General features: G+C 58.7%; 16 protein-coding genes. 12 read left to right on the top strand and 4 right to left on the bottom strand.

What is annotated here, in order from left to right; translation table 11 throughout:
• Positions 1-102: 102 nt before the first annotated feature.
• The 3 genes from purE to guaA (V5D86_RS04765) are packed head-to-tail and all read left to right on the top strand — an operon-like array spanning position 103 to position 2504.
• Positions 103-582 carry a 5-(carboxyamino)imidazole ribonucleotide mutase gene (purE, locus tag V5D86_RS04775; protein ID WP_414595558.1) on the top strand — a complete coding sequence of 160 codons (480 nt, stop codon included), beginning with the start codon at positions 103-105 and terminating at the stop codon, positions 580-582.
• The gene (gene guaA / locus V5D86_RS04770) at positions 569-1516 is read left to right on the top strand and encodes a glutamine-hydrolyzing GMP synthase (protein ID WP_414595557.1); all 948 of its coding nucleotides are present in this window, start codon (positions 569-571) and stop codon (positions 1514-1516) included. The genes purE and guaA (V5D86_RS04770) overlap by 14 nt, the downstream gene beginning before the upstream one ends.
• A 4-nt stretch (positions 1517-1520) precedes the next feature.
• Complete coding sequence (gene guaA / locus V5D86_RS04765) at positions 1521-2504, top strand: glutamine-hydrolyzing GMP synthase (RefSeq protein WP_414595556.1); 984 nt, start codon at positions 1521-1523, stop codon at positions 2502-2504.
• 33 nt (positions 2505-2537) lie between these two features.
• On the opposite strand, the gene V5D86_RS04760 is transcribed toward guaA (V5D86_RS04765), so the two are convergent.
• Positions 2538-2978: a PH domain-containing protein gene (locus V5D86_RS04760; protein WP_414595555.1), complete on the bottom strand. Its 441-nt coding sequence runs from the start codon at positions 2976-2978 to the stop codon at positions 2538-2540.
• A gap of 71 nt (positions 2979-3049) precedes the next feature.
• Here V5D86_RS04760 and V5D86_RS04755 point away from each other — a divergent pair, with 71 nt between their 5' ends.
• Positions 3050-3625, top strand: a complete 576-nt coding sequence (locus tag V5D86_RS04755) for a GMP synthase subunit A (RefSeq protein ID WP_414595554.1) — start codon at positions 3050-3052, stop codon at positions 3623-3625.
• 40 nt (positions 3626-3665) lie between these two features.
• Here V5D86_RS04755 and V5D86_RS04750 read toward each other — a convergent pair whose 3' ends face one another.
• Positions 3666-3926, bottom strand: coding sequence for a UPF0147 family protein (locus tag V5D86_RS04750; protein ID WP_414595553.1), 261 nt, complete (start codon positions 3924-3926; stop codon positions 3666-3668).
• Between the two features lie 12 nt (positions 3927-3938).
• On the bottom strand, positions 3939-4106 hold the full coding sequence (locus tag V5D86_RS04745) for a hypothetical protein (protein ID WP_414595552.1): 168 nt from the start codon (positions 4104-4106) through the stop codon (positions 3939-3941).
• 250 nt (positions 4107-4356) lie between these two features.
• Between V5D86_RS04745 and V5D86_RS04740 the strand changes: the two genes are divergently transcribed.
• The 8 genes from V5D86_RS04740 to V5D86_RS04705 all read left to right on the top strand — a co-directional run bounded on the left by V5D86_RS04740 (position 4357) and on the right by V5D86_RS04705 (position 9151).
• Complete coding sequence (locus tag V5D86_RS04740) at positions 4357-4581, top strand: protein translocase SEC61 complex subunit gamma (RefSeq protein ID WP_414595551.1); 225 nt, start codon at positions 4357-4359, stop codon at positions 4579-4581.
• Between the two features lie 9 nt (positions 4582-4590).
• Positions 4591-5394 (top strand): transcription elongation factor Spt5, encoded by an 804-nt coding sequence (locus V5D86_RS04735; protein ID WP_414595550.1) that lies wholly within the window; start codon positions 4591-4593, stop codon positions 5392-5394.
• A gap of 3 nt (positions 5395-5397) precedes the next feature.
• Entirely contained in the window at positions 5398-5874 is a 477-nt protein-coding gene (locus tag V5D86_RS04730) for a 50S ribosomal protein L11 (RefSeq protein WP_414595549.1), read from the top strand.
• A 159-nt stretch (positions 5875-6033) separates the two neighbouring features.
• Entirely contained in the window at positions 6034-6672 is a 639-nt protein-coding gene (locus tag V5D86_RS04725) for a 50S ribosomal protein L1 (protein WP_414595548.1), read from the top strand.
• Between the two features lie 12 nt (positions 6673-6684).
• Positions 6685-7686, top strand: a complete 1002-nt coding sequence (locus V5D86_RS04720; protein WP_414595547.1) for a 50S ribosomal protein L10 — start codon at positions 6685-6687, stop codon at positions 7684-7686.
• Between the two features lie 20 nt (positions 7687-7706).
• Positions 7707-8018 carry a 50S ribosomal protein P1 gene (gene rpl12p / locus V5D86_RS04715; protein WP_414595546.1) on the top strand — a complete coding sequence of 104 codons (312 nt, stop codon included), beginning with the start codon at positions 7707-7709 and terminating at the stop codon, positions 8016-8018.
• A gap of 70 nt (positions 8019-8088) precedes the next feature.
• The gene (locus V5D86_RS04710) at positions 8089-8469 is read left to right on the top strand and encodes a hypothetical protein (protein ID WP_414595545.1); all 381 of its coding nucleotides are present in this window, start codon (positions 8089-8091) and stop codon (positions 8467-8469) included.
• Between the two features lies 1 nt (position 8470).
• Positions 8471-9151, top strand: coding sequence for a hypothetical protein (locus tag V5D86_RS04705; RefSeq protein ID WP_414595544.1), 681 nt, complete (start codon positions 8471-8473; stop codon positions 9149-9151).
• Here the strand turns inward: V5D86_RS04705 and V5D86_RS04700 are convergent.
• The gene (locus V5D86_RS04700) at positions 9148-9876 is read right to left on the bottom strand and encodes an RNA methyltransferase (RefSeq protein ID WP_414595543.1); all 729 of its coding nucleotides are present in this window, start codon (positions 9874-9876) and stop codon (positions 9148-9150) included. The two genes, V5D86_RS04705 and V5D86_RS04700, sit on opposite strands and share 4 nt — an antisense overlap.
• Positions 9877-9911: the final 35 nt, after the last annotated feature.

The following is a 9911-nucleotide window of genomic DNA, read 5'->3' as shown; positions in this document are numbered from 1 at the left end:
GTTGTTTGGCGATAACAAATCGAGGAGCCGCTATTTTTCAACGAAGGCTACTTTCCATTTCCCTTCTAAAAGAATATAACCCTTCAGTGATTCGCTCATCCGATGTCTAAGATCTCCATAGTTCTGGGGAGCAAGAGCGATATGCCCGTGGCCGAGAAGGCCATCGGCATTCTGAAGAAGCTCGGCGTTGCGTTCGACATAGCTGTAGCATCGGCACACAGGACGCCTGCAAGGGTCGAAGAGCTCGTGAAAGGCAGCGATGCGGATGTTTTCATCGCGATCGCGGGGCTCTCTGCCGCGCTGCCCGGCGTGGTCGCGTCGTTCACCGTCAAGCCCGTCGTCGGTGTGCCGGTCAGCGGTGCCCTCAACTTGGATGCGATCCTGTCCATCGTGCAGATGCCTCCCGGGATACCAGTCGCATGCGTGGGGCTGGACAGGGGCGACAACGCCGCCATCCTCGCCAGTGAGATCATCGCCATCGGGGACGATGCCGTGAGGGATGCTCTCATGAGCTACAGGAAGGAGCAGGCCGACAAGGTCGTTGCAGATTCAGAGAAGGTGGTCTCGGATGCTGGGTGCTGAGGATTTCATTCAGGATACGATATCCGACCTCTCCGAGAGGATATCCGGGAAGGCCATAATCGCGTGCTCCGGGGGTGTCGACAGCATGGTCGCGGCCACCCTGGCCAGCAGGGCCATCGGGGACAGGCTCCTCGCGGTCTATGTGGACAACGGGCTGATGCGCAAGGGGGAGACCGAGGAGGTCGAGGGGATGCTCAAGGACATGGGCATCAACTACCTGATCGCCGACGCCTCGTCAGAGTTCTTCGAGGCGCTGAAGGGCGTCTCCGACCCGGAGAGGAAGAGGAAGATCATCGGAGAGAGGTTCATACGCGTCTTCGAGAGGCAGGCCAAGGAGTTCGGTGCGGAGTTCCTCGTGCAGGGGACCATCGCCCCGGACTGGATCGAGAGCGGTGACGGAGTCAGGGACACCATAAAGTCCCACCACAACGTCGGAGGGCTTCCCAAGGACATGGGCATGACCCTCGTCGAGCCCCTCAGGGACCTCTACAAGGACGAGGTCAGGGATGTCGCAAGGATCCTCGGCGTGAAGGCCTCCGAGAGGCAGCCCTTCCCGGGACCGGCCCTCGCCGTGAGGTGTCTGGGGGAGGTCACCCCGGACAACGTGGCGGTCGTCCGCGAGGCCTGCTTCATAGTGGAGGACGAGATCAGGAAGGCCGCCGACGCAGGCAAGATGGACGCCCCGTGGCAGTATTTCGCGGTCCTTCTGCCATCCAAGTCCGTCGGGGTGCAGGGCGACAGGAGGGCGTACGGTAGGACGATCGCGATCCGTGCGGTCACGTCCGTGGACGGGATGACGGCCACATACTCCCGCATCCCGCTGGACGTCCTCGACGTGATATCCTCGCGCATCACCAACACGATGAAGGACCAGGTCAACCGTGTGGTCTACGACATAACCAACAAACCGCCCGCGACCATAGAATGGGAGTGAAATCATGGATAGCAACATACGTCCGGACACGATGGAACGCATAACGACGCCTGCTCTGGCGGACGCGTTCATAGAGGAACAGGTCGCCGCGCTGCAGGAGCAGATCGGCGATGGAAAGGTCCTGCTCGCACTCTCGGGCGGTGTCGACTCGTCCGTCGTCGCCGCGCTGTTGATCAAGGCCATCGGGAAGAACCTGACCTGCGTCCACGTGAACCACGGTCTCCTCCGCAAAGGGGAGGCCGAGCAGGTCGTCGACGTCTTCCGCAACCAGATGAACGCGAACCTCGTCTACGTCGATGCAACGGACCGCTTCCTCGGAAAGCTCGAGGGCGTCTCCGACCCGGAGGAGAAGAGGAAGGTCATCGGTGCCGAGTTCATCGCGGTCTTCGAGGAGGAGGCCAGGAAGCTGGACGGCGTGAGGTTCCTGGGCCAGGGCACCATCTACCCGGACATCATCGAGTCCGACAAGGGCGTCAAGGCCCATCACAACGTAGGGGGTCTACCCGAGAAGTTCGGGTTCGAACTGGTGGAGCCGGTGAAGCTCCTGTACAAGGACGAGGTCCGCGTCGTCGGTAAGCAGTTGGGCCTTCCCGACAGCATGGTCTACCGTCAGCCGTTCCCCGGGCCGGGACTCGGGGTGCGCTGCACCGGGGCGATCACCCGCGAGAGGCTCGAGGCGGTCAGGGAGTCCGACGCCATACTCAGGGAGGAGTTCGCGAAGAACGGGCTGGAGGGGAAGGTCTGGCAGTACTTCACGGTGGTCCCGGACTACCGTTCCACTGGAGTCCGCGACGGACAGCGCCTGTGGGACTGGCCCGTCATAATCCGTGCGGTCAACACCACCGATGCGATGACCGCCACCGTCGAGGAGGTCCCCTGGGAGCTCCTCAAGCACATCACAGCCCGCATCCTCGATGAGGTGGAGGGGGTCAACCGCGTCCTGTACGACCTGTCCCCGAAGCCCTGTGCGACCATCGAGTGGGAGTGAGAAACAGGGCCCGCGAGGGCCCTACTTCCATGTTCAGTCCAGGATGCACTCGCTTATGTGCCTGCATATGCGGGACACGTCCGTCCTGGACGTGAACTCGAACTTCACCTGGCCCATGCCGCTGAACCATAGGTACAGCTCGCTGTCTATGTCGATGATTCCTGCGGTCTCCACCGAGAACGCCTGCACCCGGTCGAACGGGAGCGTCAGTATCTGCTTCTTCTTTCCCGTGATTCCCTGGATGTCTATGGCGATGAGGCGTTTGTTCGTGAAGATCACGCCGTCGCGGACGCTCCTGTACGTGTGAACTATCTCTTCGCCGGATACGAGGAGCCCTCCGATCAGTTCACGGTACGTGCCGTTGTCCGCCTCTCTGAGTTTCAGGTATTCCATGTTGGAGAATTCTATCGCCATGTGTGTGGAATCGAGTATCTCATAGAGGAATGTATCGTCTACATTCACTAATCTGTCCATATGTCCAACATCGGACGTATGGGGTGTCCGTATACCCACATAATAAAATACGACATCCATTTCGTTCCATCATGAAGGTATATGTGGTCGACAACGGGAGCCAATGGACCCATCGCGAGTGGCGCGTTCTCAGATATCTGAAGGTTGACACGAAGATCGTCCCGAACACATCCCCGTTCGAGGACATCCAGGACGCGGACGGGCTCATCCTGTCCGGAGGCGCCCCCAATGTCGCCAGCGACTCCGACCGCATGGGCAGGAACGGCGAATACCTGGACAGGGCGAGCTGTCCCGTCCTGGGGATCTGTGCAGGCATGCAGTTCATGTGCGAGCATTTCGGAGGGGCCCTCGGTCCCGGCTCCGTCCCGGAGTTCGGCGGGGTCGACCTGAAGGTGATATCGCATGATGACCTGTTCTCCGGACTGCCGGACACGTTCAAGGTGTGGGCGTCCCACAACGATGAGGTCAAGACGGTCCCTGATGGGTTCGAGGTCACAGCATCCTCGGAATCGTGTCCGCATGAGGCTGTGAGACACGTTGACAGGCCGATGTTCGGGGTCCAGTTCCATCCTGAAGTGGAGAACTCGGAACACGGAGTGGAGATCTTTCAGAATTTCTTGAATATAGTCTCCGAGTGGCGCAGTTGAGCGCCACCCGGGGACTTTCCCGGCCGAGTGATCGGCCGAATCACTTCTGCTGGCTCAGAACCTCGAGCTGGCTGATGACATTCCAGATGATGGTCCTGCCGTGAAGGGGGATGTTGGGGTCGTTGGCAAGGTCGTCGAGGATGACGATCGCGCCGGTTGCACGGACATCCATTGCCTCCTTGGTGTCGAGGAGACGTGCTTTCGCATCGGATGCCCCCTTCCTGATGTTCCTGGGGATGGAAGTATCCTCGGCAAGCATGTCGAGAACGTCAGTGACCTGTTTTATTTTGTCTGCTGCCATGGAATCACCTGTTCAGAGGGTCTCGAACTCTTCCTGCAGGTCCTGCACAAGCTGTTCGAGGACTTCCTCAAAGTTGGATGACCTGTATTCCCTGACGCCGCCGAGATCGCTCTGGATCTTGGCGAGATAATCATTGTTGTCTTTGACAAGTTCGACGTTACAAAGCACTTCTTCTTCCATGCTTAAGCCCCCTTGGGTATAGATTGACCGTACCAGTAACTTATATAAAAAGGGTTCAATCAAAATTAACAGTGTTGATTTTAGACCCGGTCCATGTTCGGAGTCCCCGACCTGGTCATGCCAGACCTGATTCTTCCGCGCTTTTGCGCTATCGGAAGGTTTATAATAAGGTCGTTAATAAAGGGCAACCTTGACTTGTTATCATTCAGTGGTAACGAGGACGGCCCGCGACGCGGGGGAGAACGGTAAAATGGCAGAAGAAGAATCCACGGTGTTCGAACTGCAGGACGAGTTCGAGTCCAAGGCCAAGGGCTTTGGCAAGGGAAAGTACGGCAGGATCCTGAAGATGGCTCACACCCCTTCCAGGGACGAGTATACCAAGACCCTGTACATCACCGGATTGGGAATCATCCTGATCGGTGCCGTCGGATTCGCCATCTGGTGGTTGATGGACGTCCTTCCGACCTATTTCTGAGTGGTTAGCATGGCATCCATCAAAGGCGAGAGTGCGCTGCAAAAGGTACATGCCGGTGCGACGGCCAGCTGGCCGTTCTCGGTGTCATCCGACGGATCCGGAGTGAAGATCTCGTTCTCCATCACGACTGGTCCCGATTCCAGCGCTCCCGAGTGGGACGTTATGCTTCTGGATTCCCTCAACGGGGAGGTCTGGAGCAACTACCGTGCATCCACGGAGGTCAACGTGGATGTAGTCGGCAACGGGGACAAGCAGCTGACCCTCCAGGTCATCTGCCCCAAGGGAGCCAGATACGGTGACACGGTGGAGGTCCTTGTGACCGCCGATGACGGCATGTCCAACTCGATGTCGTTCAAGGCTGTTGCCACCCAGTCCATCATGATCCTGAAATCCCAGATCGACCAGGAGAAGGTCGTCGCAGACGCTCTCGCATCCAAGGCCGCTCTGGGTGAGAAGGATATATACGCCATCCTGAGTCCTGCAGGTCTCAGGGGCTACGTGTTCGTCGAGGGGATGAACACGGACCGCCTGCGCGAGAAGGTCCGCGACATCAAGAAAGCGAGGAACTTCATCGACGGCGAGACCAGCATCGAGGAGATAGGATCGTACCTTACGCCCGTCTCTGCGGTCGTCGGAATCGTCGAGGGCGATATAGTCGAGCTCGTGAACGGTCCGTTCAAGGGCGAGAAGGCCAGGGTCCAGCAGATTGACCAGGCCAAAGAGGAGATCACGGTGGAGCTCATCGAAGCCATGGTCCCCATCCCCGTCACTGTCAAAGGAGACAGCGTGCGGGTACTTGAGAAGGAGAGATGAACAATGGTAGACACTGTTGAGGCATTGGTTGACGGGGGCAGGGCCTCCGCAGGTCCGCCTCTCGGTCCCGCACTGGGACCCAAAGGCGTGAACATCGGTCAGGTTATTGCGAAGATCAACGAGAAGACGAAGGCTTACGACGGAATGAAGGTTCCCGTCAAGGTCCTCATCAACGACGACAAGACCTTCGACATCAAGGTCGGAACTCCCCCCATGTCCGCTCTGATCAAGGGCGAGCTCGGGATCCAGTCCGGTGCACACAACCCTAAGTCCGAGAAGGTAGGGAACCTGACCATCGAGCAGGTCAGGAAGATCGTCGATATGAAGGGCGACGACCTTCTTGGAGCCACCATGAAGGCTCGCGCCATGGAGGTCGCAGGAAACTGCGTCGCCGTCGGTGTGACCCTTGACGGAAAGAACCCCAAGGACTTCCAGGCCGCAGTCAGGGCCGGGGAGTACGACGAGGCTCTCGCCGACTGAAACTCAAAGGCCGGGGTCCCCCCGGCCATAACATCATTATCCCACACCCGTCGATCGTTCGGATCCCCGAGTGTTACCTTTATATACTACTCCCATATAGCCCACATTACTTGTAGGAGAGTCCGAAAGGATTCGCACGAACTACGAGGAGGAATTGTATTGGCAGAAAAACCAACCGTGATGGCTGTGCAGAAGGCACTGGAGAGTGCGAAGAAGCGCAATTTCACCGAGACGGTTGAGTTGGCCATCAATCTCAAGGATGTTGACCTGACCATCCCCAAGAACCGTATCCAGGAGGACATCGTTCTCCCCAGCGGTCGCGGGAAGTCCGTCAAGATCTGCGTGATTGGTGGTGGCGAACTAGCCTTGAAAGCCAAGGACGTGGCCGACCGTGTCATCACTCCCGAGGAACTCGGAGCGATCGCGGACGACAAGAAACAGGCAAAGAAGATCGCGAACGACACCGATTACTTCATCGCCGAGGCGCCCCTCATGGCCGTCGTCGGAAAGAGGCTCGGAACCGTTCTCGGTCCTCGCGGAAAGATGCCCAAGCCCATCGCCCCCGGAGCAGATCCGGCCGCGATGATCGAGGGTCTCCGCAAGTCTGTGACCATCAGATCGAAGGACAGGAAGACTTTCCACGCCCCCGTTGGATCGGCCGACATGTCTGCAGAGGAGATCGCTGAGAACATCGATCTCATCCTGAAGCGTGTCGAGTCCCACCTGGAGAAGGGAAAGTACAACATCGCTTCCGCCTACGTCAAGACCACCATGGGTCCCTCGGAGAGGGTTCTGTAAGGAGGCATGAAGATGGCACACGTCGCAACTTGGAAGAAGGACCTCGTCGAGGAGCTGGTGCAGGATATGCGCGAGTATCCCGTTATCGCAGTCGTCGATATGCACGGGATTCCCGGTCAGCAGATTCAGTCCATGAGGAAAGGACTCAGGGCCCACGCCAAAGTCAAGATGACCAAGAACAAGCTTATGGTCTTGGCCATCGAAGAGGCGGCGAAGGAGAAGCCCGGACTCCTGGGACTCAAGGATGCGGTTGATGGACAGTGCGCGATTGTCACGACGGACATCGATCCCTTCAAGCTTTTCAAGAAGCTTGAGGCGACGATGACGCCGGCCCCCGCAAAGGAGGGTCAGCTCGCGCCCTACGACATCGTCGTTCCTAAGGGACCCACCCCCTTCGGACCCGGCCCCATAATCGGGGAACTTCAGAAGATAGGCCTTCCCGCAGCTATCGAAGCGGGAAAGATAGTAGTCAAGAAAGACACCACTCTGGTCAAGGAGGGTCAGCCGATCCCCGGACCCGTGGCTGCAATGCTCCCTAAACTTGAGATCCTGCCCATGGTTGTGGGAATGGAGCTCAGGTCCGCTTACGAGGACGGAGTCATTTACGGTAGGGATGTCCTTGACATTCCCGAAGACTACTATTCCACCATGTTCGCTACGGCCGCGCACAACGCCCTTGCTCTGGGTGTATCGATCGCCTTCCCGACAAAGGAGACCATCGTACCGCTCATCGCCAAGGCGTTCAGGGAGTCCATGGGACTTTCTGTCGAGGCCGCATACCCAACCAGCGAGAACATCGACAGGCTCCTCGCGAAGGCAGACGCTCAGATGCTGTCCATTGCCTCCGCTTCCGGATACACCAGCGACGAGATCGCGGCGAGACTCAGTTCCGCCGCCGCTGCCGCACCCGCAGCAGCACCCGCCGCCGCGCCCGTAGAGGAGCAGGTCGAGGAAGAACAGGAAGAGGTCAGCGAGGAAGAAGCCGCCGCTGGTCTCAGTGCACTATTCGGATAAATAATAGGAGTTGATTTGATATGGAGTATATCTACAGCGCTATGGTGCTCTACTCTGCCGGCAAAGACATCACCGAGGACGCAATCAATGCTGTCCTGACTGCCGCTGGAGTTGAGGCCGACGCAGCTAAGATCAAGGCGCTCGTCGCGTCCCTGGACGGAGTCGACATCAAGGAGGCCATTGCCAGCGCAGCTGTCTGCGCCGCACCCGCCGCCGCTGCCGCACCCGCCGCTGCCGCGACCGCTGACGCACCTGCCAAAGAGGCAGAGCCCGAGGAAGAGGCTGTCAGCGAGGAAGAGGCCGCCGCTGGTCTTTCCGCACTGTTCGGATGATCGGGTTTCGTTTCGGAACCCACCTCAAACCTTTTACCTCATCTTTCTAATCAAATAACGGGGAGATCATTTGGCGAACGACGAGAAGATGGTCCTGAGGCTCTCACCGGAGACTGTCGCTGTCTTCCGCGCTCTCGTCCTCAGGGGCGACTTCAGCTCGATCTCCGATGCTGTCCGTTCCGTCCTGGACGGGTATGCGGACACCATGGTCACCGAAGGCATCGTGCCGGTCTACGACGTCGAGGAGGTCCTGGACATCGCCGACCTCACATCGGACGGGAGGTCACTGGACGACATGGTCCGTGCGGCCGCCGACCGTTACCTGATGGAGAACTCCGCCGGTGAGAGATTTGACCGATGCTGTCCTCTTCGCCTGCGGCGGCGGTGCCGCCAGTGTGATTTCCGAATCCGGGTTCGATGCCCTTCCAGTGTATTACACCAATCCGCGTGAGGTGAATTTCACAACGAAGCCCGTGTTCCTGACGCTCATGGGACGCGGCGATCCGGAGAAGATACGTGAGAAGTTGAACGGCGTCCGCGTGGTGTTCGTGTTCGCCATGCTCGGCGGGGAGTCCGGCACGAGGATGCTCCAGGAGGTCGCCGGATATGCGAAGGACGAGGGCTGCAAGGTCGTGTCCGTCGTGTCCATCCCATGGAAGCTCGAACCGGGCCGTCGTCAGAAGGCCCTCGACGCGCTGATGAACATAGTCGATGTGTCGGACAGGGTCCTGCTGCTGGACATCCAGACCATAGTGGAGCTGAGGGAGGTCGATAGCAAGGCCAACGAGTTCTTCAGGTCCGTCCGCAGTGTCATAAAGTTCGTCCTCAACGGGCTCGCCCAGATGCTGAACGGGCCGTTCTTCACGACATTCGTGGAGAAGGTGTACACGTTCTCGTACGTCAACGACATCGATCCCGTCAGAGCGGTAGGATATGCGATGAACGCTACCGCGTTCCCGACGGACCCGTCATACGGGAGGATGATCGTCACGGTCGGCGGAGGCTTTGAGACCGCTCACATAGAGCAGGTCTTCGATACGGTGGCCAACAATACGGGGATAATCCCGGACATTGTGAGAAGGGAGGACAGGGAGGATACCAAAGTGGTGATCTATCTGCCCGTCCAGTTTTAATTTTCGTTCTTCTCCCAGGGCTTTCCGTTCCTGATTATCCTTACCGCATCGCCGAGGACGCCCATGATCGTGCGATACTCGTATTCTGTGGGAACGGAGCGCCCCATCATCCTCCTGAACATCACTCTGGTCCCGTGCCTGCGCATCTCGGGGTATTGTACTTCGGCCATCAGGTCGTCGAACGTGCGGAACAGGCGCTCCTTCTGCTCCCTGTTGGCAGGGAGGTTCTTCTTGGGTTCGCGCTCCGCCTGGTACATCTCGTACATGACTATGGTCGCCGCATGGGAGAGGTTGAGGATCGGGAACTCGTCGTTCGTGGGGACCCACACCAGGACGTCGCACTGCTCGAGCTCCTCCTGCAGGAGACCGATGTCCTCCCTTCCGAACATGAACGCGATCTTCTCGTCATATCCCCTGCAGTTCTGGGCGAACTCCCTTATGGGGACGGGGATGCGGGTGTAGTTGCTCTCCCCCTTCGTCGTCACGCCGCTGGTCCCGACGACCAGGAAGCAATCATCCAGTGCCTCCTCGATGGTTGGGACGATCCTCGCGTTCTCGAGGATGAACGACCCGTGCTTGGCTCTTCTGAACGCATCGTCGTCGAGCTCGCAGGAGGGGTTCACCAGGACCAGGTCCCTGAGCCCGAAGTTGGCCATTGAGCGGGCCACCGCACCTACGTTCCCGGGGAACTTCGGCCCTACGAGGACGATCCTGAAATCTGTCATGTCCGGTGTGAGAGTCGTCCGCTACTTAAGGGTTG

This window comes from Candidatus Methanoprimaticola sp. MG2, assembly GCF_047501175.1.
GTDB lineage: Archaea > Thermoplasmatota > Thermoplasmata > Methanomassiliicoccales > Methanomethylophilaceae > Methanoprimaticola.
The sequence above is the reverse complement of the archived record's forward strand: the minus strand, read 5'-3'. Positions and strand labels throughout refer to the sequence as shown.